The sequence below is a fragment of the Gemmatimonadota bacterium genome (assembly GCA_026387915.1).
In the GTDB taxonomy this organism is placed as follows: Bacteria; Gemmatimonadota; Gemmatimonadetes; order Gemmatimonadales; family Gemmatimonadaceae; genus Fen-1231.
Genome location: JAPLKS010000014.1, coordinates 170,238 through 190,950, shown reverse-complemented (window position 1 = coordinate 190,950; position 20,713 = coordinate 170,238). Strand labels below are relative to the sequence as shown.

The window sequence follows — 20,713 nt, the reverse complement described above, 5'->3', positions numbered from 1 at the left end:
GAGACGCCTTACGCCTTGATCACGTAGCCGACGCCGCGCACCGTGGCGATCAACTTCTTGCCGTGCCCTACGTCGATCTTTTTTCGCAGATGGTTGATGACGACGTCCACCACGTTGGTCCCGGGGTCGAAGTGATACCCCCACGCGTACTCCGTGATCAGCGTCCGACTCATCACGCGACCCGCGTGGCGCACCAAGTATTCCAGGACGAGGTATTCCTTGGGGGTCAATTCCACCAACGTGGTGCCGCGCCGCACTTCGCGTGCGTCGAGATCCAGTTGCAAATCGGCGACCTTCAGCACGGGGGCCACGATCGCGCGCGGGCGTCGAGCCAACGCTTCGACGCGGGCGAGCAGTTCCTCAAAGGCAAACGGCTTGGTGACGTAGTCATCGGCGCCGGCGCGGAGCGTCTCGACCTTGGCGTCAATGGCGTCCTGCGCGGTGAGCACGAGCACGGGGCGCTCAAAGCCACGCGCGCGGAGATTGCGTAACACGTCGATTCCCGAGCGCCCTGGCAGTCGCATATCGAGCACCACGAGGTCGTACGGCTGCGACTGCGCCAGCGCTTCGCCTTCCTCGCCATTGGCAACGAGATCCACGCTCCAGCGCTGTTCTTCGAGCCCACGTTTGACGAACTGCCCAACCGTGGGGTCGTCCTCAATCACGAGTACTTTCACGCGGACGTTCCGGAATGGGGGCGTTCAAACCCGTATTCGCGAATCTTGCGATAGAGCGTCTTCACCGACAGACCGAGCAGCTGCGCGGCCCGCCCCTGATGCCAGCCCGCGCGTTGCAGCACGGCTAAGATGTGTCGGCGCTCGACTTCCGCGAGGGCGAGTGGGGCGTCATCCGCCGTCGTCGCCTGCAGCACGTCCGGCGGGAGCGGCAGATCGTGCGCATGAATGATACCGCCGCCGGCGAGCAATACGGCGCGCTCAAGCACATTGCGTAACTCGCTGAGATTGCCGGGCCAGCTGTACCGTTGCAGCGTACTGATCGCCTCGTCAGCAATCGTGGGGCCGCGCGCGCCGCCCAGTTCCGACACAAACTCGCGCGCGAGGAGCGGCACATCGACGAGGCGATCACGGAGCGGCGGCAGCCGTAACGTCACGTGGGCGAGCGCCGCGACGAGATCGGTGCGAAGCGACCCACCGACAATCGCGTGAGCAAGCTCCATGCGTGACGTTGCCACCACGCGCGCTTCCATCTCAATGCGGACGCGCGATCCCACCCGCCGAAAGGTGCGCTGCACGAGCGCTTCGGTGAGCAGCGGCTGCGCCGCCAACTCGAGTTGCCCGATATCCTCGAGAATCAACGTGCCGCCCGCCGCGAGCTCCACACATCCCGACGTCGGCGGCGCCGAGAGTTCCGCAGCGCCGCGCTCGACGCCGAACAGCTCCACCTCGGCACGCCCGAACGGCATGGCCGAACAGGACGCCTCCAGCACGGGACCGTCGGGCCGCGACGAATGCGCGTGCAGCAGGCGGGCGAGTGCCGTCTTGCCGGTGCCCGTTTCGCCGATAATCAACACTGGCTGATCACCCGCGGCCGCACGACGCGCCGCGGCGAGCACCGCTTGGAGCGGCGCGAACACCGTGGTCATTTCATGCGGACGGTCGAGGTGTGACAGCCGCGTGACGAGTCGCCGCTGATTGCCCGCGAGCTGCCGTTTCTCAAACGCCCGTCGCACCAGCACGTCGAGTTCTGCCATGCGATATGGCTTCGACACGTAATCGTATGCCCCCAATCGCATCGCCGCGATTGCGGTATCGATGGTGCCGTTGCCGGTGGTGATGATGCACTCCGGTGGCGTCGGATCCTCGCGTACGAGCCGTAGCACGTCGAGCCCGTCCAGCTCGGGCATGACGATGTCGAGGAGTGCCACGTCGAACGGCTGGCTTCGCAATGCGCGCAGGGCCTCGCGACCGTCGGCCGACACCGTCACCTTATGGCCGCGCCCTACGAGATAGTCCTGCAAGACATCCCGGAGCGGCGTCTCATCCTCGGCAATCAGGATCTTGATCGGTGTCTCCGCGTGCGTCATCAGGCAACCGTCGGCAAGATCAGACGGAAGGTGGTCCCCTGCCCTAAGACGCTATCGACTTCGATGCGCCCGCCATGTTCGTGCATGATGCCATAGCAAATGGACAGGCCGAGCCCGGTGCCACGCCCCGGCGCCTTGGTGGTATAGAATGGTTCGAAAATTTTTGAGAGCTCGGACCTCGCAATCCCGTGACCCTGGTCCACCACCTCGGCGATGGCGCCCTCTTCGACACTCGCGCCACGACGCGTGCGGATGGTGACGACACCGCGATCGCCCATCGCATCCATCGCATTCAGCAGTAGCGCCATGAACACCTGCACGAGCTGCTCCGCATTGGCCTGCGGGATACGCGAAATCGTGCGGTCGAGTTCGGTGTTCACGGTGAGCCGCTTGAACCGCACGTGGTGCTTGAGCAACAACAGCGTGCGATCGATGGCCTCGTTGAGGTCGACCCGTTCCTTGTACGCCTGCTTGGGCCGGCTAAAGTCGAGCAGGCCGTCCACGATCTGCTTACAGCGCGACACTTCGTTGTCGATGATCTGGAGATACTCGGCGGCGTCTGCAGGAATCGCGCTCCCCGCTTTTTTGACATCGTCGAGCTTGAACCCCAAACTTTCGGCACAGGCGGCGATCGTGGCGAGCGGATTATTGATTTCGTGCATCACGCCGGCGGCCAGCTGACCAATGGCGGCGAGTTTTTCGGCCTGTGCAAATCGCAGCTGTGCTTCTTTCCAATCGGTGACGTCTTCGCCGGTCGTGATGACATGCGTCACCGTCGAGCTGCCGAGGCGCATCGGAATTTTGGTGATGCGATACGTGCGAAGCTCGCCCGTGGCGAGCGACTCCATCTGGTATTCCTGAATTCGGCCGGTAGTAAACACGTCGTCGAACTCGCGACGCAACATCTCGGACGGCTGGCGATGGAGAATTTCAAAGATGGTGCGGCCGATGGCCTCCTCGCGGCTCACACCCTGCATCCCCGTTTCGCGTTTGCGATTCCACGCTTGGATTCGGTATTCGCGGTCGATCACGTACAAGCCCACCGGCAGCGCGTCGATGATCTTTTCGGTAAAGCGCCGTTCGCGTTCGATTTCGGCGGTGCGCGCCTCGACCTCAACCTCGAGCATCCGGCTGCGTTCCGCATGGGCCAGCGCAGGCCACAGCAGATTGGCCAGCGCCGTCATGAGTACGACCTCGTCCGTGGTCAGCGGGCGTGGTGTTCGCACGGCGAGCAAACCCGCCGTTACGGCGTCGTCGGCGCCCGCATGACCGGTCTCGCCAATGGAGAGCGCACGCACCAACACATCGCCGGACGCCGGTTGCAGCGCAGCAATGACGGTGTCGACGTCGAGCGAGCTTTCCCCGACGCCCCACGCGCGCACCAGCGCGTCACCCGCGCGGAGCCACACGGTTGCCTCAGTCGCCGACAATGCGTTGCTGAGGATCGTCAGGCAACGCACCACGTTGGCTTCGAGTGACCGACTCGAGGCCAGCTCGGAGATCATCTCAACCAGCGCTGGCAATGCGCCGGCGGGAGCTCCGCCCGGATGCGACGATGAGGTGGCCGATGGACTCACAGGGCGCTGGCTCGCACGGAAAGGGAGGCGCGGCGAACAGCCGCCTTACCTGTAAAGAAGCTAGGCCTGAACGTCGGATCGGACAAGATGACCGATGCCGCCATAATACGAGAAAACGGGCGATTCTGAGGAATCGCCCGTTTTCGAACAGCCTTATAGAAGTTTCCGGTCCCGCGCCTCGTCCTCGGACGCGGAACGGATGGTTAGGGCGTGTGTTTCTTGAAATCCGCGCTCATACGGAAACTGCGATCGCCGAGCAGGAACTCCGCGAAATACTCCGCCTGCAACTGAAATGCGTATGGCGCCATCGGACCGTACGCATGCGGCTGGCCAGGATAGAGCATAAAGTCGAACCGCTTGCCACTCAGAATGAGCGCATTGATCAGGCGGATCGTGTTGCTGGGGCTCACGTTGTTGTCTTCATCGCCCGTCTCGAGGAGCAGCTTGCCCTTGAGATTGTTCGCAATGTCGATGTTCGTGGGCACGTAGATCCAGAACACGCTGTCTGGTGCTGCAACGGGTGCGCCGGCTGCACGCGTCGCCGTGGTGTCCGCGACGGTCGCTCCACGCCCTGCGGCTCCGCCGGTGCCCCCGGTGCCCCCGGTGCCACCACTTCTCCCGCCGGTCACCACACCGCGACCTCCTGTCCCCACGCCTCCTCGGCCACCCGTGCCGACGCCACCACGACCAGCCCCAGCTCCGCGCCCCCCAAGTTCCGTGGTGACGATGGCGGCGCCTGCCGCGAAGTCGGCGGAACGTCCCTTGGAGCGTGCTTCTGCGGTGAGACGCGCCGTGTCCGATGCCGCGACCCACTTCAGGCCGTGGTACTGCTCGGACCAGTTGTTGTTGTAGATGTTGTTGTCGTGGTTGCCCGATTCGCTGACGCCCACCTTGAAGAACTCGTTGTACGGCGGCAGCAGCAATGCGGCTGCCGTCAGGAAGCCGCCGCCCGAGTGGCCAAAGATGCCCACGCGATCGAGGTCGATCCATTTATGGCGCGAGGCGAGCTGTTCGATGCCGGTTTTCTTATCGGCGAGCGCGTAATCGCGCATGTCGAAGTAGCTAAAGTCCTGATACATGCTCGAGCGCGCGGGCGTGCCGCCGCGGTTCCCGATTTGGATGACGATGAAGCCCAACTGCGCCAACTGTTGGGGCGCTGCCGTGGCATTGAAGGTTCCGTTGACCGATTCGGTCTGCGGCCCCGGATACACATTGGCAATCACCGGGTACTTCTTAGTGGAGTCGAAGTCGAATGGCTTCCACAGATTGCCAAAGATTCTCGTCACGCCATCGGCGGCGAGCGTTTCGAACGTCTCGGGAAACTTCCACCCCGCTTCCCGCAGGCGCGAGAGATCAGCGGTTTCGAGATCAAGCACCACCTTACCCGTGGTTCCATCGCGCAGTTGCACACGCGGCACGGTGTCCACGCGGGACGACTGATCCACGATCCAACGGAAATTCTCTGAACGGGTGGATGCGTGCGAGGCGTTGCCTGGGTCGAGCAGCGTCGTGGCGCCGTCCGCGAGATTCACGCGATACAAATGCGTATTGTAGAGATTCTCACCCGGCTCGCGGCCCTGCCCCCGGATGTACGCAACGCCCTTCAGACTATCGATGCCAATAATGGCATCGGCGCGCCACTCGCCCGACGTCAACTGCCGTTTGAGCGTGCCATCGTAGCTATACAGATAGTAGTGCCCCCAGCCGTCGCGCTCGGAGAACCAGAGGAAGTCGCCGCCCGACTTCACGTAGATCGGCGATTGCAGTTCCAGCGATCCAACGTCGCCCTTGGAGTCGGTCAACAACACTTTCGTCTTGCCGGTCGCGACGTCGAGTTCCACGAACTCCACATTGCGTTGCAAGCGATCGCGACGTACCACCCGGATGGTCGAACTGGTCTTCCCCATCCAGTAGTTCGTGACCGCCTGCGCGCCGCCTGCGCCGCCACCGCCGCCACCACGCCCTCCCTGCTGTGTCACGCCCACCTGGCCGGAGGCAACGATGCGCTGATCGCGCCACCGATCCAGCGGCGCTCTTTTCACTTCTTTCTCCCCGCGCAGGTACGTCCACAGCTCCGGCTTGGGGATGCTGTCTTCGCCCGGCATCGGGTACGTGTACTGCATGAGCGTGGGGCGCGGCGCCGTGAGCGAGCGCACGAGGAACATGTTTTTGACGCCGCGGTTATCGGTGCGGGTGATGTGAAACGCCTTTGAGTCGAGCGACCAAGTGAGGGTCGGCCGAGACGGGCGCGCGGCCGCGGCCGCCGCATCTAGTGTTTCTTCAACCACCTGCTGCGTCGTGTCCTGTTGCCCACCACGGCCGCCTCCGCCCGCGTAGCTGAACTTCTCCATACCATCGTGCGTGATCTGGACGGTATCGCCCTTCGCTTTCTCCCACAGATACAGATTGTGGTTGCGCGCAAAGACGAACGCCGAACTGTCGGGCGCCCAGTTACGAATATCGGGAACCGCGCCTCGACCACCGGCAGCTGTTGCCCCGCGCCCACCGCCTCCGCCGGCGCGGCCATTCGCCGCCAACGCGGCGTCCACTTCTTCATCCTTCGTCATCAGCGAATCCTGGGCACCGCGATACAGCCCCATGCTGGTGAGCGTTTCGGTGGCGATGTTCCAGTTGAAGCGTTGACTGTCAACCGCGAAGCGGAAATGCTTGTGATCCTTCGTGATATTCACGACGGTGAACAGCTCGTTGAGGGCGAAGGCGTCGATGGCCTTTTTGCGCAGCACGGTGAGCTGGGTGGCCAGCTTGGCTTGATCAAAGAGCGGCTTCTTGACGTGCGTAGTGGCGTTCACGAGGTACCAATGCTCGCCCGTGTGATCGCGCCAGCTATAAAAGAGCGAATCGGTCTGACCGATCCACCGTGGGGAAATCGTGGTGCTATACGAGAGCAACCGCGCATTCGGAGTACTAAACTTTTCAAAGAGCGCCCAGTTGGCCTGGGGGCCGTTTGGATTCGGCGGGAGCACCTGCGCGTGGGCGACGGACGCCGTGGCCGCGCACGCCACGAGCGCCATCCCCGCCGAGAGCTGAAGAATGCGACGTACGGACGGCGCGAAGCAGCGTGGCGATCTCATGCGAGGAATCCCTGCGATTAGGTGCTGACCGGACACTGTCTCGCGACAAATGCCATGCCCCAGATGGTCGGCGTGGAGAAAGGGGCGACGGTGTGTCTCGATCTACCGATACTCGTACGTAGAGCCGACCTATGGCGCTGGCCTGCGGTACATCCCAACCAACGTGCCCTTGGCGCGGATATGTGTTTTCATCGCATCCCACACCGCCTCGCGGGTGGGCACTGTCTGCTGGCCCGCCGCCTGCACATTGACGTTGATGTCGAGCGCGTACAACTCGAAGAGATAGTGATGTGCCGGACCCGTGGACGGCGCCGCCGGTCCACGGTAGTTCGGACCCGTCACACTGAGCTGCCGCGTCGCGCCTCCGCCGCGCCCCCCACTGACACTCGGCGCCACACCGGGGAGTGCCAGTGTGGTGCCCTGCGGCAGTCCCTCTGCCAACGCGGTCACGGAACCCGGAATCCCCCACACCATCCAGTGCAGCGTGTCGGTGGTGCCATCACCGGCCGGCGCATCAAGGTCGTGGACAAGAAGCACGTAGCTGACCACGGTATCAGGCTGGCCGCTCCACGCGAGCGGCGGCGACACATCGCGACCAGCCTGCGCGTGCTTCTCGGGAATCATCCCGCCGTCGTGGAACGCTGACGACGTCAGCGTCATGATACGAATGGCACCACGCCCGCCACCCCCGCCACCCCCGCCACCGCCGCCACCGCGAGCGGCCGTGGCCTGCGCCTGGACTGCCGTGGTGGCGCTTATCAAGCAGAAAACCAGGAGCGCCAAGCGATGGCTGCGTGCAACTCCCCCGAAAGTCCGTAGCATGGATGCCGTCCTCATTTGAATGACGCCGGCTGGAGGTTCCGCCACGCATCGTAGCGCATCCGAAGCGTCTTCACGGGATTTAGATTCTCGTTCGGCTTAATCACGTTCGGCCCACCCTGCTCGGGTTGCGTGACCGTGAGGTACATCGTGTAGTTGCCGTTATTGTGCGCCCACGTGGAGTCGGACATCCGGAGCGCGCCTTCCCCGGCTTTGTCGGTCTTTTCGGCCATCAGGATATACGCGACATACGCGGTACGCCCTTCACAGGGGATCGCCGGCATCGAGCCGTCTGGCAACGCGGGGCACGTGCATCGGCTATCGCCTCCGAACTTGTCCGCCGTCTCCAGCGCAGCCATCACACGGTCGGTGATCGCGCCCTTCGTATTCACAAAAGCCCGCACGGCGTTGGGGACCACCTCACCCGGGCGCAGAATATTGCCTTGGATTGAGTAGTAGATCTGCGTGCCCGGCACTTGGCCGTGCATGTCCTGCGACACATACCCGTTGGTGAGGCCCGAATGGCCGGCCATGCGTCCTTTGAGATCGACGATGCCGAACTGCCGAGACTGATAGGCCGGATCGGCGCTGAGCATTTCGATGATGCGTTTGGGGTCTGTCCCCTTTTTCAGTTCCTCGAAGACGAGCATCTGATTGGCATGGGTGCCATCGACACCCGCTTGGCAGGCGGAAACGCCGAACCCAGGCACCACCACGGCCTGGACACCCATAAGAAAGCGATCGTTGCTGTTGACGCAGGTCGCCGACGCAATCACGATACGGCCGGTAGCCATATCCACGGCAATCACCGACCACGTGGCGTGTGCGCGATTCGGAAGTGCGGCAACGAGCGCGATGGCAACCGCGATGCACCGCACGACTCGCGCGAAGAGAGATATTTTCATGCTCAAAACGTGCGGCGGTTGGGGGCGCCGTCGCAAGGACACGATGCCGGATCAGCCACGTTACCTCCGAGGGTGGGGTACAGGAAAAGCGGGCGATTCCGCGAAGAATCGCCCGCCTCGCTACTTCACCGTTCGTTGGTTAGCCGCGCAGCTTCTCGATTTCGGCGAGAATCTCGGCATTCGACCGCCGGTCGCCGATCGCGGCCTCCACGAAGCTCCACTGCACAATACCGGCCTTGTCGATTAGGAAATACGCGCGGTTGGCAAAGAACTTCTGTTCGTCCAATAAGCCGTACGCCCGCGAGACGTCGCGTTTGAAGTCGCTAGCAAGCTCCACACCCATCTGGTGTTGGGCTTTGAACGCCTTGAGACTCGGCACCGCGTCCACACTGATCGGAATGACCGCCACGTCCTGCGACGTGAAGCTCGCGTAGTCATCGGTAAAGCTGCACAGCTCCGCGGTGCACACGGAGGTAAATGCGAGTGGGAAGAACGCGAGTAATACGTTCCGATTGCCCTTGAAGCTGGCGAGCGACACGGGGCCGCCCGTCGAGGCGAGGGTAAAATCTGGAGCCGGTTGACCAACGGCGGGCGTGAGACCACTCAAGGCGCTAGGCCTTGGGAAGTTTGACGTCGGATTTCTTTGGGACGGCCTTGAACGCCGCCGTGTCGGGCACATTGTCCGTCGTGATGGTGTTGTGCGCACGAATATCGGCGAGCGCGCTGTCGGCGAGTGGGACGTTGTTCGTCGCGCGCGCCACCATGTAGATGCCGTAGGCCGGCGACGCGTGCCCCGGCGAACCCGCCGCTGCTTTGCGGTACTGCGCCAACGCATCCGCGAACGCCTTCTTGCGGAAGAGGGCATTCCCGCTGTCGAGTGCCGCCTTGGAGGCCGCGGTCAGTTCCGGTGCCACACCGGCAGGTGCGACCATGCCCTTGTGGACGCTGTCCGCCGGCATCTTAGCGTTGGCGCCAAGCGGAATCTTGCTGGCATCATCCTTTTTCCCGCAGGCCAGCACTCCGACCGCAGCGACAACCAGCAACCCGCGAAGCGACGGGCGATACATCGTCAGCATAAACCTCTCCTCTTCCGCTCGCCTATTTACCGGCGAGCGGATCTTTGAAGTGACACCGCAGGCACTCTTGCCGATTGCGGTTGGCGTAACGCCTCGCATCGAAGTTCGGTCCATGCGGACTCACGCGCCAGCCCAGATCCGAGTGACACTGCAAACAATAACGCTGTTGGTGACACGACGCGCAGGTGTTCAGTTCCTGCCGGGCCGCGCGGCCGTGCTCGAGCAACCATTGCGGCTGGGCGTTGTGATAGCCGATGCTCCGGCCATTCCCCTGCGAGGCCAACCCCGCCTGCTGGTGACAGGCGCGGCAGAAGGCCGTCGTGTTATGACAGGTACTGCACTCGGTGTCGCGGCCATAGGCCTCGGCCGCGTGCCCCGTAACGAAGTTCGCGACGTGGTACCGGCGCGGACCGACCTTCTCGCCCACATGGCAATCTTTGCAGAACGACTGCGCATGACAGCCCTGGCAGCTGAGCGCTTCGGCCGCGGCTGCGGGACCGTGGCCTCGGGCAAAGCCAGCGGGGTGCACGCGCACGCGCCGAACAGTGGTGTCGTTGGCATGCGGCTTGGGAATCCACTCGCCCGGTCGCGCGAGTCCAACGGGAATGGCGTTGCGGGCCAGCAGCGTGGCCACGTGGCGCAACTGCACACCACGTCCCTTGGCTTCGGCTGCATCGGGAAGGAGCGCGATCACTTTCGCCGCGCCGTCGCCGACATGGCAGGTGGCGCAACTCGGGCGCGCATGACAAACCGCGCAGCGCGTCGTGTTGGTGCGCGCCGCGTCGCCATGCAACAAACTAAACCCGATGTCCTTATGGTCACTCGGCACGGGATACACGGCCGGCTTGGTTGCGGCGAGGCGCGCCACACGCGCATCCGTTGCTAACGACGCGATGGTGGGAGAACGGCCCGAATTGACGTGACAGCGCGCGCAACTCTCGCGTGCATGGCAGGTGGCACAGGCCGCGGTGCTCGCGGCTGCCGCTGCCCCGTGCGATTGCGCAAAGTCCGCGCGCGCGTGTGACGACGGCTTGGGGAGCGCCGCAATCTTGGCATCGGTGAGCGCGCTGGCCGAGACCAACGTGCGGTGACAGGTCGCGCACTTATTGTCGTCCGCGTAGTGCTCGGACGCCTGATGCGTGTGGCAACTTGCGCAACGCGACTGCGCCACGCGCCCCACATTCATCCACGGCGAGCGATCACCGTTCGTTCCATGACACGACGCGCAACTGGCGTCGGCGCTCCGCTCCGTGTGCTTGGGATGCGAGAAGGTCAGCAATCCAGCACCACGCGCGGCAGGCGCGGACCACACCACGACCTTTTGCTTTTTGCCGTCGTGGCACGACTGACACTGCGCGGCTTGCGGAAAGACGCGCGATGCATCGCCAGCCGTAATCCCCACGTGACAGCCGGAGCACACGGGAAAGAGCTTGGCGTGCTTGGCGTGCGGAAATGGCTCCGCCCCCTGCGCCGACAGCAGTCCGGGCACAAACGCCAACAGGACGATCAGCATGAGACGTTTCATTGGGCCTTCCCCATCTGGCCGGGGTCGCGGCCTAGCGTCCACTCAAGCCGGAGCGAGGCGCGCCGCTGGGTCCAATCGGGACCTGGCGCACCCTTTGAGAACAGCTGTCGATAAAAGCCAACATCGGCCATCAGGCGAACGTCGCTGGTAATGGGCGTGGCGGCGTCAAGCGCGAGCCCCATCACGCGTCCAGTACCGATCTTGAACTCATAGATGTTCTGCAGCGCAGAACCCGTGATGCCAATGGAGCGTTCGGTGCTTGGATTCCAGCGCACGGATACGCGCGCATCGTTCCGCGAGGCGCCGTCGCCAATATCCACGTCATAGCTCGCGTGCCCAGAAAACTCGCTAGACCCGGTCAACAGCGCGGACGCACCGGCTCGCCATCCATTGCTGCGGAGCGTAAAGCCCGCATCGGACTCGTTGTAGCGCCGATACGCGCCATGCGCCGACAGAATCACCGGCACACTCCCGGGGCGCCAATCGAGCGTGGCGCGTGCTTCGTTGAACGCGACCGGAGAGAACGCACCCCAAATAGTCCAGGTCTCAAAGAACGGAGCGGAATGCCGTGCTTCAACCGAGACGCCGAGGGTGTGCAGCCCCGCGCGCCCCACACGAAGCCGCGCTTCGTTCCACGCGCCGCTCGCAAAATCGTAGGCCAGCGCCATGTCGATACTGGCGCCGTACGCGCGCGTGGTGGCGTCGAACGCGGCGCGCTCGGAATAGAGTCCACTGCGGTCAGCAACCAACACCCGCTGATACGTCGCGGTTGCCGACGTCACCGCATTGGGGCGCATACGCCCGCGCACGCCGAAAATGTATCCGTTTTGATCGGGGGGTAAGTTTTCGATGGCGGCCAACTCAGAGCTGCTGTAGCCAACGTTGAGCCCCGCCTCGAGGGCGCGACCCGCCCAGCCTTCCACAGAATATCGCGACCGCCGATACACGAGATTGGCGCCGTCGAAATTGTAGACGCCGAGTCCACCGGCAATCCACTGGCGTCCAATGCGTGCACGACCCCACTGCCGATCCACGTCAGCGTAGGCGTCCATCACTTCGAAGTGCGTGTCCGACCGCGGATAGATCAGCCCCTGTGTGGTGAGCTGCGTGCGCCCGCGCAGATCCACGTGCACGCTGACGCCCTCGCCGAGGCCCCAAGAACTCACGGACAGGTCCTGCAGGAGTGGAGCCGCCTGAATGCGCTCGCCCGATCGCTGAAAGACACAGAAGTCCGCGTTCGGTAAGCAACGCGCCGGCGTTCCGTCCGGCGTAAGGCGCCACTCGCCACCACCGACCGTGAAATACGGAGCGATGGAATCGTACACGAGGGGGCGAAGCTCAATGCCCTGCACATAGGTAACGCCCGTCACCCGCACACCCTGCGCAGCAGCGCAGGCGGGGCCGACCACGAGCGCGAGACGGAGGAGATGGCGCCGCATTAGTGTCGCCCTCCCGTCGCGTGCGACGAAATGGCGTGACAAGCGGCGCAGTTGCCGCCCGGTTCGTGGGTCTTTTGTTTCTCGTGACAGGTCAAGCAGAGCGCACGCGTGAGCGTGAGCGCCGCCGACTTGGCACCGGTATGACAGGTAGTGCAGCTCTCGTGCGACGCGCGATCATGCCCCTTTTGCGCACCGGTGTGGCAACTGGTGCAATCGCGTGCAGCCGCGTGATGCTCCGCGTGGCACGACGTGCAACTTTGCACGACCGTCTTATTGGCATCGGCGCCGTGGCACTTGGCGCACTCGAGCTTGCCGTGCACCTCATGACGGAACGGCAACCCGCGCGTCACGGGCGCTTTGCGCGGCGTGACGTTAAGCGTCACGCTCACGTCGCGCGGCTTTGGTGCGGTGGCGTGGCACTTGGCGCACGCACTTTTCTGCGCGGCCGCGTGATGACAGCCACGACAGCCGTCGGGGGCCGTGAACTTCAACTGACCGTGGTAATCCCCCGCCCCATGGCACTCGGCGCACTTCACAGACTTGTGGCGCGAGTGCGGGAAGGCGGCGGAATCAGCTGGCGCCGTTATCGGCGCCGTAGCCGGTGCGGCGCTCTGCGCTGAATTCTTGGCGTTCGACACCGGCGCCTGCGGCACCCAGCGCGCGTTGGCAACCGTCACCGCGCGAGGGAGCGCTCGCCGGGGCGAGCGGTGAGACGAGCGACGCGACGGGTCACTCGCTAAGAGAACAGTGGAAGGCCCGGCCTGCGTCATCGCCGACGCCGTCTTCGCGGAGGCTCTGGACGGTTTGAGCAGGTGCCGCAGACTCGGGCGATCCTGGTAGATGGTCTTGTGACAGTCGAGACACTGCGTGCCCTGCACCTTCCAGGTGTGCGGCTTGTGGCAGGTGCCGCAATCCTCGAGTGCGTGTCCGCCGAGCCCGCGATGGAACGCGGTGAGCGTATCGGCATTGGCGTGGCACTGCGCGGTGGCGCAGGTCTTGTACGACTCCTTGGGTTCGACCTGTTTGTGCGGGTTGTGGCAACTGCCGCAGCCGCCCTTATGTGGATCGGCCGCGAAGTTGTACTTGGAGAACTTGTCGCTCATTTCGTGGCACGATGTGCATTGCGTGGCGTTGGGAGCCAGGCGCTGCTCGCCCTGCTTGACGGTGGACGAATCGGCCACTTTGCCGCGGAAGGCGTGACAGACCGTGCAATGCATGAAGCCTTGGTCGGACATCACGCCAAGCTTGATGCGCTTGTCGGTGTGACAGCCGCTTTGCATACAGGTGCTGTTGTTGGGCCGGAACAGATGGAAGTCGCGGCCGTGGCAACTGACGCACTGCACGTTCTTGAGCGCGCTGGAATCGGACTTGAGATGCACCAGATGGCCGGCCGACTTGAGCACGTTCGTGCGCGTCGAGTCGGTTTGTGCCCGCATGTGGCATTCGGTGCAGATCTTGGTGGGGACTTTGTCGTGCGCTGGCACCGCCATGCGACGCTCGGTGACCCACCAGTAGAGCTCGATGCTACTGACAAAGATCGACTGCCGATGGCAGGCGTGGCACTGCAGTTCTTTATGTGCGCTGGCTTGGAAGCGGTTCCACGCCGTATCCATGACGTGACACGACTGACAGAAGTCGTTGTTCGTCATCATGTAGTTGTACCCCACGAGCCCCGTGCCGCCGCCGGCGAGTCCCACCACGCCAACGCTGCCCACCAGCAGCATTTTGTAGAGGCGCGACTTGGCCTTGAACCAGCCAATGATCTGCTGGCGGTGCTTCCAGCACTGCCACGCGACGATCAGCGCGAGTGGGCCGCCAATGAGGATTCCGGCGAGCTGCACCCACTGTGGCACCGTGGAAAACAGAAAGCGGAACAGTTTGGCGACGGTATTGACTCCCTCCACCGTCGTTCCAGAGGCACCGCCCTTGTAATGCACTTCGGGCGCTTGGCTCAGCAGGTAGAGCAGCGGCGTGATCATCACGGTCGTTGGCTCAGGGTTGAAACGGCGTCGCGGGACCAGCGGGGCAATGTGACCCGCCGGTCCCGCGTCGTTGCGTGCACGGTCGACTCCGGGTCGATCCGACCGTGCACGCGAGGCCTACTTAGTGCTGCGTTCCACTGAGCGGAACCGTGGGCGGCCGCTTCAGCTGCGGCTCTAGGCTGATGTTCGCCGACACAGTGACGCCGTAATCTTTCTTGACCTGCGTGATCGAAGCCACCATCAGCTGTTCGAGCAGGAAGGGGTTGTGGATAATGCCGCCCACTTTCGTGACCACACTCTGGTTGAACTGGAGCCCCAAGCAGCTGTTATACGGCTTGGTGGCGGAGAAGGTGCAGTCGGCGGCGTTGGCCGGGATCGCCTTGATGAGGTTGACGAGGCGCGTGCCTTCGTTGTTCAGCAACGTGACGCGAGCTGTTGCCGTGTTGAAGGCAGCGCGAGCAAGCGATTCCGTACCATGACAACCGCTGGCGACGCAGGAGCGGAAGCTCATGGCGGTCACGGCACAGGTCTGCGTGAGCGTCGGGAGACCCGAGGCGTCGACGCACGGCGTGGCGAGGAAACGGTGACCCGTACTGTTGACGGCGGCCTTGGTGAGCGGGTCCGTGCCCGCGTACTTCGACACGTGACAGGTCGCGCAGAGATTCGGATTCTTGGAGACGTTGCCGTGCGTGCTGACGATCGAGTCCGAAATGCTCATGCCCGGGGGGAACCAACCGGCCTGTCCGAGGAGGGTCGGGCCTTCCGGCGAGTGCACGGAGTTACGACCCTGCGCAATGGCGTCCTGGAAGGTGCCGCGACGCTGGTGGCACTTCATGCAAAGATTCGTTTCGGTGCTGGCCGTGTTGATCGGGAAGCGCAGTTGCGCCTTGTTGGCCGAGCCGTGCGGATCGTGGCAGGTGGCGCAGGTGGCGGCGAGCATCTTCACCGTTCCGCCGGCCGTGTTGTTCTTCTCGACGTAGTTGCTGGTAATGCCCCACGTGGCAAGCGCGCCCTGGCCCGTGTGGCACCCCTGGCAGTACGGGTCGACGCTGTTGTGCGACACTTCCCAGGTGGCGGCGTGACCCGAGACGCGCCATTCGTTCACGAACGGGTTGTGCGTGCCGCTGTGGCATTCGCCGCAACCGTTCTTTGCCGAGGTGTCAGCCGCGATCGAAGCCAACGGATAGTTGGTCAAGCTCGGGTTCGACACGTGCGAGAGGCCAGCGCCGTGGCAGCTTTCGCACTGCACGTCATGATATTGCGCCGCGGCCGCGTCGCCGAAACCAGCTTTGGCATCCGCGCTCGGATTGCCATTCTGTCCGACCGTGTGGCAGGGCTGGCAGTACGTCTGCATGGAGCCACTGGAGGAGAGATCCTTCCACGCGCTGGCATGCTTGGTGGTGGCCCACTTGGACTGCTTCTCGACGTGGCAGGAACCGCACACCGTCTTTTTGCTCGCTTCGTCGGAATAGCCGACAAAGCTGGCGGCGCCGGTGGTCGGCTGCGCGTAGTTCGGCCCGTCGCGGTACACCACCTTCTCAGACGTACAGGCGGCTACGAGGAGCGACGCAAGCGACAGCAGCGCCAATGTATTGACCCGGGAACGCATCATATGACTCAAGCCTCCGACCTACAGTTCGATGTTGACACTACGAACAGAACCCACATGTACTGTGAGTAAGTTTACGGATGGGGGAACTGCCCCACCGTAGGTAATTCCCTGAATTTTAGGAGTTTGTTACCTGACTTCACAAGCTCATAAGTGCTTACAGAACAGCGTTATGACTCGTGGTCCTGTGTAGTTACGGTATCACTCCCAGACGGGCTACTCCACCGCCGTACCATAACATAAACGAACGCCCCACCGCCGACAACTACAAGCGCTGGAAGCAGATACACCAACAGGTTGAAGCCCTGCGCTTTCGGCGCCAGCAGGATCCACTCCCCGTACTTGCTGACGAAGTAGGCTTTTACCTGATCGGGGGTTTTTCCGCTTGCGAGTTGCTCCTTTACTAAGCCACGCATCTGCTGGGCCAGCTCAGACGGCGACGCCTGCAGGGAGAGCCCTTGGCACACAGGGCAACGCAGTTCGGAGGCCACGGTCGTCGTGAGCCGCTCCAGCGCGGAGTCATTGGCGGTGCGCAAGTTGAGCGCGGCCCGCTGCTCCGCGCTCTGCGCGCCTTCCTGCGGAGCGCCAGAAGCAATAGATGCAGCGGCGGCAGCCTTCGCCGAATCGGAGGCACTCTGCTGCGCTCCGAGTGCGCTGGCGTAGGTGGCGGCGAGAGCAAAAGCGGCGAGCACCACCTTCAGGTGACGTGACATCCTTACATCCCCTTCGTGGCGGGAGCAGTGGCGGGAGCAGTGGCGGGAGTAGTAGCGGCCGGCGCGGTGGGCGCGGCCGGCGCGGTAGGTGCTCCTGCGGCAGGCACCGCCATCAATGAATCCACAACACGTTGCAACACCGCCGGCGACACTGGGCCCGTGTGCTTGTACGCGACCCGTCCGTTGCGGTCCAGGAAGAACGTCTCGGGCACACCATACAGCCCGTAGTCGATGGCCGTGCGCGCCCCTGGATCATTCAGCGACGGATAACTCTGCCCGCCCATCTCCGCGATCCACTTGGTGCCATTCGGCGGAGAGTCATTGTAGAGCACCCCGTAGAAATGCACGGGTTTGCCAGCATAGGTCGCCGCCACTTCGCTGAGCGTGGTGTGTTCATCGCGGCACGCGAGGCACCACGACGCCCAAAAATTCAGCACGACCACTTCGCCCTTATAATCCGCGAGGCGAATCGTGTCGCCCACGCTGCGCTGCAACGGTGGCTGCCCCGGCGCGAACACCGGCAACGTGAACGTCGGCGCCTCTCGCCCCGGCAGCGGAGACGGGATGTCCTTGGGATCGCGCGTCATCCCCCATGCCAACAGCAGGACGACGGGAATCGCGAACAATGATGCGATCGACGCCCGTTTCCAGTTCATGCGTCCCTCCGGCGAACCGCCGGCATAATTCCAATGAGTGCGCCGAGCACCACCACGCCCCCGCCGAGCCAAATCCACGGCACGAGCGGCTCCCAAATCATTTTGACCGTCGCGTTCTTTCCCTGCGGCTGGAAGGCCTGCAGGTTCGCATAGAGATCGCCGGACCAATAGCTCCGAACCTCAGGCGTGGGCACCGGCTGCTGCGAGGTGGGATAAAAGTTCATGCGCGGCTCCACCTTGCCACCGGTCGAAATATCGAGCGTGGCGCCAATCACCGAACGCTGCGGCTCCTCACGCCCCCACACATTGCGCAACGTGATCGTACGTCCGGCAATGGTCAACGACTTGCCGGGCTCGAGCGTGGCTTCCTGCTCCGTACGCAACGACGAACTGGCCGCAATGCCGAGCGCCACCATGAACACGCCCATGTGCGCCACGTAGCCGCCATAGCGACGACGATTTCCGCCCACGAGCAACACGAGCGCCGTCAGCCATCCCTCGCCATGCGCACGCCGACGCGCTGCCGCACCGATGTAGAACTCGCGAAGATTGGCAAACAACGCGTAGCCCGTAAAGGTGAACGCGAGCACGCCGTACACATTGCGAATACCCATCAATAGCGCGATCGCGCCAAAGACGGCCGCCAACGCAAAGGGCGGCAGCAACTTCTGCTTCACCAGCTCTGGCGACGCGCTCTTCCACGGCAAGGCGGGGCCCACGCCCATCAGAAACAGCAGCGTGACCATCACCGGCAGCGTCATCTTATTGAAGAACGGCTCACCCACGCTCACCTTCACGCCGCGCGCCGCCTCCGCCACCAGCGGAAAGAGCGTGCCAATGAGCACGGTGAACATGAACACCGTGAGGAACAGATTGTTGAGCAGAAACACCGTCTCGCGCGACGCCGGCGAATCGAACCGTCCCACCGTCTTGAGCTTGAGCGAGTTGCCCGCAACAAAAATCAGCGACACGAGCAATACGACCGCAATAAAGGCCAAGAAGTAATAGCCGATGACGCCCGTCGTAAACGCATGCACCGACGAGATAATGCCCGAACGCGTGAGGAACGTCCCGAGGATCGTGAGCACGAAGGTGCCCACCACGAGATTCACGTTCCAGAGGCGCAACATCTTGCGACGCTCCTGCACCATCGCGGAGTGGAGGAACGCGGTCGCCGTCAGCCACGGAATGAACGACGCGTTTTCAACGGGATCCCACGCCCAGTAGCCGCCCCATCCGAGCACTTCATACGACCACCACATACCGGCAATAATGGCTGCCGAGAGAAACGCCCAGCTGGCGAGTGTCCAGCGGCGAGTGATGCGAATCCAATCGTCGTGCTCCACTTCACCGGAGAGCATCGCACCAATCGCAAAAGCAAAGGGCACCGCCATGCCGACGTAGCCCAAATAGAGCAGCGGCGGGTGCACCGCCATCAGGATGTGATTCTGCAGCAGCGGATTGGGACCTGGGCCATCCAACGGCACCGGGAAGACCGGTTTGAATGGATCAGCCGGCCCGACGAGCAGGATGGTGAAGAACAGCGACACCGCGAGCAGCGCGGTGGACGCGTACGGGACGAGGTCGCCTGGGCGGCGGTGGTTGATGAACACCACGGCCGCGCCGTACATGGCCAGCACCCAGCCCCAGAACAAGATGGAGCCTTCGAGCGAGCCCCAGAGCGAGATCACCGTATACAGGAGCGGCGTGGCCCGACTGCCCACCTGCGCCACATACGACACCGAAAAGTCGTGTGTGACCAGCGCCACAATCATCGCAACCGTCGCGATTGTGATGAGCAAAAAGTTTGTGTACACCGCCGCGTACGACAACGGAATCCAGTCTCGGCGTCCCTTGGCGATGGCGATCGGCCCAATCAACAGACCGAAGGTGATAACAGCGAGCGAGACGAGGAGGGCGTCGCGAGCCAGCGTTCCAATCACGCGCCGCTCCCCTTGATAAGCGTCTTGTACATTTCCTGCGGCTTTTCACCGGCCTTGGGCGGACGGTATTCGTTGGAGTGCTTGATCATCAGGCTGCTCGACTGAAAGACGCCGTCGCGGCCATACTTGCCCTCGACCACCACGCCCATGCCGTCGCGGAACATCTGCGGCGGAGCACCCTTGGCGTGCACCGACACATCGCCGGCGCCGTCGGTGAGCACAAAGCGCAAATCCAATGCCTTGTCGTCCCACTGCACGCTCTTGGGTTTCACCTGCCCGCCGAGACGCACCGGCACTTCATAGCCGGAGTTCCCCTTGGCCAGCAGCTCCTTCGGAGTCAAAAAGAACACGACGTTCTTGTCGAGCCCACCGATCAGCAACCAGCCGAACGCGCTCACCAACACGGCGCCGGCGACGATCATCCATACCTGTTTCCGCGAAATGCCAGCCATCTATGCCCCCTTCGGCCGCGAGGCCGATGCGTCTTCGTATGCTTTCCGTGCGCGCGCCAACACCCGATGCACATGCACGGTATACCCCAGAATCACACACCACGAAATGATGAAGGCGGCCGCGACATACGACCAGTTGTTCTCCGACCCAATGGCACCCATGGTCAGCGCCTCCCGAGCGCGGCGGCCTGCACCGCCAGTTCTGCCGCCCGCTCAAACCGCGCGGCTTCGTACCGACGGCGAATGAAGTAAATCATCAGGAACAAAAACGCGAACGCATTCAGGCGCAGGTTGATCACGTACATGGGGTCCACCGTCGACGGCATGGACTGCACCTGATGCAGCGTCCGCCACCACTTCACGGACATGTACACGATCGGCACATTGATCGCGCCCAAAATGCCCACGGCGGCACTCCACTGCGCTCGGCGATGCGGATCGTCAATGAAGGCGCGCAACGCGAGGTAGCTGACCATGATCAGGAACAGCACGAGCGTGGAGGTGAGGCGGGCGTCCCACGTCCACCAGACGCCCCACGTCGGCTTGCCCCAAATCATGCCGAGCACCAGCGTGAGTCCGCAAAACGCGGCGCCGACTTCCGCCGCGCTCGCCGCGACCAAGTCGTCGTTCTCCTGCTGCTTCCACAGATAGCGGAAGCTGTAATAGAGGACGACGACGAACGTGAGCGACATAATCCACGCCGCTGGCACGTGCACGTACATGATTTTTTGCAGATGCCCCATGTCGCGATCGGGCACCGAGAGCAACAGGCCAGAGGCCTGCGACCCGATCAGAAACAGGAAGCAGAAGACCCCGTACCACGGCCAGTAGCCGGGTTTCGGGAGATCAGGATTGGTGTCGACAGATTGAGTCACAGGGGA

General features: G+C 63.2%; 18 protein-coding genes. All 18 read right to left on the bottom strand.

The genetic code is table 11. The annotated features are described in order from the left end of the window. Positions 1-8: 8 nt before the first annotated feature. Positions 9-677: a response regulator transcription factor gene (locus tag NTZ43_09035; GenBank protein MCX5767350.1), complete on the bottom strand. Its 669-nt coding sequence runs from the start codon at positions 675-677 to the stop codon at positions 9-11. After that, on the bottom strand, positions 674-2,044 hold the full coding sequence (locus NTZ43_09030) for a sigma-54 dependent transcriptional regulator (protein MCX5767349.1): 1,371 nt from the start codon (positions 2,042-2,044) through the stop codon (positions 674-676). Before NTZ43_09030 ends, NTZ43_09035 begins: the two co-directional genes overlap by 4 nt. After that, on the bottom strand, positions 2,044-3,621 hold the full coding sequence (locus NTZ43_09025) for an ATP-binding protein (GenBank protein ID MCX5767348.1): 1,578 nt from the start codon (positions 3,619-3,621) through the stop codon (positions 2,044-2,046). Before NTZ43_09025 ends, NTZ43_09030 begins: the two co-directional genes overlap by 1 nt. A gap of 203 nt (positions 3,622-3,824) precedes the next feature. Beyond that, entirely contained in the window at positions 3,825-6,713 is a 2,889-nt protein-coding gene (locus NTZ43_09020) for a DPP IV N-terminal domain-containing protein (protein MCX5767347.1), read from the bottom strand. 129 nt (positions 6,714-6,842) lie between these two features. Next, positions 6,843-7,373: a YbhB/YbcL family Raf kinase inhibitor-like protein gene (locus tag NTZ43_09015; GenBank protein MCX5767346.1), complete on the bottom strand. Its 531-nt coding sequence runs from the start codon at positions 7,371-7,373 to the stop codon at positions 6,843-6,845. 173 nt (positions 7,374-7,546) lie between these two features. Further along, positions 7,547-8,437 carry a DUF1028 domain-containing protein gene (locus tag NTZ43_09010; protein ID MCX5767345.1) on the bottom strand — a complete coding sequence of 297 codons (891 nt, stop codon included), beginning with the start codon at positions 8,435-8,437 and terminating at the stop codon, positions 7,547-7,549. A 139-nt stretch (positions 8,438-8,576) separates the two neighbouring features. Further along, a complete protein-coding gene (locus tag NTZ43_09005) occupies positions 8,577-9,044 on the bottom strand; it encodes a redoxin domain-containing protein (GenBank protein MCX5767344.1) in 468 nt (155 codons plus the stop codon). A gap of 4 nt (positions 9,045-9,048) precedes the next feature. Next, positions 9,049-9,513, bottom strand: a complete 465-nt coding sequence (locus NTZ43_09000) for a hypothetical protein (protein MCX5767343.1) — start codon at positions 9,511-9,513, stop codon at positions 9,049-9,051. Positions 9,514-9,535: 22 nt separating this feature from the next. Beyond that, positions 9,536-11,038 (bottom strand): cytochrome c3 family protein, encoded by a 1,503-nt coding sequence (locus NTZ43_08995; protein MCX5767342.1) that lies wholly within the window; start codon positions 11,036-11,038, stop codon positions 9,536-9,538. Then, entirely contained in the window at positions 11,035-12,477 is a 1,443-nt protein-coding gene (locus NTZ43_08990; protein ID MCX5767341.1) for a hypothetical protein, read from the bottom strand. Before NTZ43_08990 ends, NTZ43_08995 begins: the two co-directional genes overlap by 4 nt. Then, entirely contained in the window at positions 12,477-14,459 is a 1,983-nt protein-coding gene (locus NTZ43_08985) for a hypothetical protein (protein ID MCX5767340.1), read from the bottom strand. The genes NTZ43_08990 and NTZ43_08985 overlap by 1 nt, the downstream gene beginning before the upstream one ends. A gap of 121 nt (positions 14,460-14,580) precedes the next feature. Further along, positions 14,581-16,071, bottom strand: coding sequence for a multiheme c-type cytochrome (locus NTZ43_08980; protein MCX5767339.1), 1,491 nt, complete (start codon positions 16,069-16,071; stop codon positions 14,581-14,583). Between the two features lie 167 nt (positions 16,072-16,238). Beyond that, on the bottom strand, positions 16,239-16,781 hold the full coding sequence (locus NTZ43_08975; protein ID MCX5767338.1) for a cytochrome c-type biogenesis protein CcmH: 543 nt from the start codon (positions 16,779-16,781) through the stop codon (positions 16,239-16,241). Between the two features lie 2 nt (positions 16,782-16,783). Continuing rightward, positions 16,784-17,437 carry a redoxin domain-containing protein gene (locus NTZ43_08970; GenBank protein ID MCX5767337.1) on the bottom strand — a complete coding sequence of 218 codons (654 nt, stop codon included), beginning with the start codon at positions 17,435-17,437 and terminating at the stop codon, positions 16,784-16,786. After that, positions 17,434-19,380: a heme lyase CcmF/NrfE family subunit gene (locus NTZ43_08965; GenBank protein ID MCX5767336.1), complete on the bottom strand. Its 1,947-nt coding sequence runs from the start codon at positions 19,378-19,380 to the stop codon at positions 17,434-17,436. The genes NTZ43_08970 and NTZ43_08965 overlap by 4 nt, the downstream gene beginning before the upstream one ends. Further along, a complete protein-coding gene (locus tag NTZ43_08960) occupies positions 19,377-19,832 on the bottom strand; it encodes a cytochrome c maturation protein CcmE (protein ID MCX5767335.1) in 456 nt (151 codons plus the stop codon). The genes NTZ43_08965 and NTZ43_08960 overlap by 4 nt, the downstream gene beginning before the upstream one ends. Continuing rightward, the gene (locus tag NTZ43_08955; GenBank protein MCX5767334.1) at positions 19,833-19,994 is read right to left on the bottom strand and encodes a hypothetical protein; all 162 of its coding nucleotides are present in this window, start codon (positions 19,992-19,994) and stop codon (positions 19,833-19,835) included. 2 nt (positions 19,995-19,996) lie between these two features. Then, on the bottom strand, positions 19,997-20,707 hold the full coding sequence (ccsA, locus tag NTZ43_08950; GenBank protein MCX5767333.1) for a cytochrome c biogenesis protein CcsA: 711 nt from the start codon (positions 20,705-20,707) through the stop codon (positions 19,997-19,999). Positions 20,708-20,713 lie beyond the last annotated feature (6 nt).

What these genes read in the sequence shown, in the direction of transcription:
- NTZ43_08990 (MCX5767341.1), bottom strand. Translation starts at nt 12,477, where the DNA reads ATGCGGCGCCATCTCCTCCGTCTCGCGCTCGTGGTCGGCCCCGCCTGC.
- NTZ43_08975 (MCX5767338.1), bottom strand. Translation starts at nt 16,781, where the DNA reads ATGTCACGTCACCTGAAGGTGGTGCTCGCCGCTTTTGCTCTCGCCGCC.
- NTZ43_09030 (MCX5767349.1), bottom strand. Translation starts at nt 2,044, where the DNA reads ATGACGCACGCGGAGACACCGATCAAGATCCTGATTGCCGAGGATGAG.
- NTZ43_09020 (MCX5767347.1), bottom strand. Translation starts at nt 6,713, where the DNA reads ATGAGATCGCCACGCTGCTTCGCGCCGTCCGTACGTCGCATTCTTCAG.
- NTZ43_09000 (MCX5767343.1), bottom strand. Translation starts at nt 9,513, where the DNA reads ATGCTGACGATGTATCGCCCGTCGCTTCGCGGGTTGCTGGTTGTCGCT.
- NTZ43_08960 (MCX5767335.1), bottom strand. Translation starts at nt 19,832, where the DNA reads ATGGCTGGCATTTCGCGGAAACAGGTATGGATGATCGTCGCCGGCGCC.
- NTZ43_08970 (MCX5767337.1), bottom strand. Translation starts at nt 17,437, where the DNA reads ATGAACTGGAAACGGGCGTCGATCGCATCATTGTTCGCGATTCCCGTC.
- NTZ43_09015 (MCX5767346.1), bottom strand. Translation starts at nt 7,373, where the DNA reads ATGACGCTGACGTCGTCAGCGTTCCACGACGGCGGGATGATTCCCGAG.
- NTZ43_08995 (MCX5767342.1), bottom strand. Translation starts at nt 11,038, where the DNA reads ATGAAACGTCTCATGCTGATCGTCCTGTTGGCGTTTGTGCCCGGACTG.
- NTZ43_08980 (MCX5767339.1), bottom strand. Translation starts at nt 16,071, where the DNA reads ATGATGCGTTCCCGGGTCAATACATTGGCGCTGCTGTCGCTTGCGTCG.
- NTZ43_09010 (MCX5767345.1), bottom strand. Translation starts at nt 8,437, where the DNA reads ATGAAAATATCTCTCTTCGCGCGAGTCGTGCGGTGCATCGCGGTTGCC.
- NTZ43_08955 (MCX5767334.1), bottom strand. Translation starts at nt 19,994, where the DNA reads ATGGGTGCCATTGGGTCGGAGAACAACTGGTCGTATGTCGCGGCCGCC.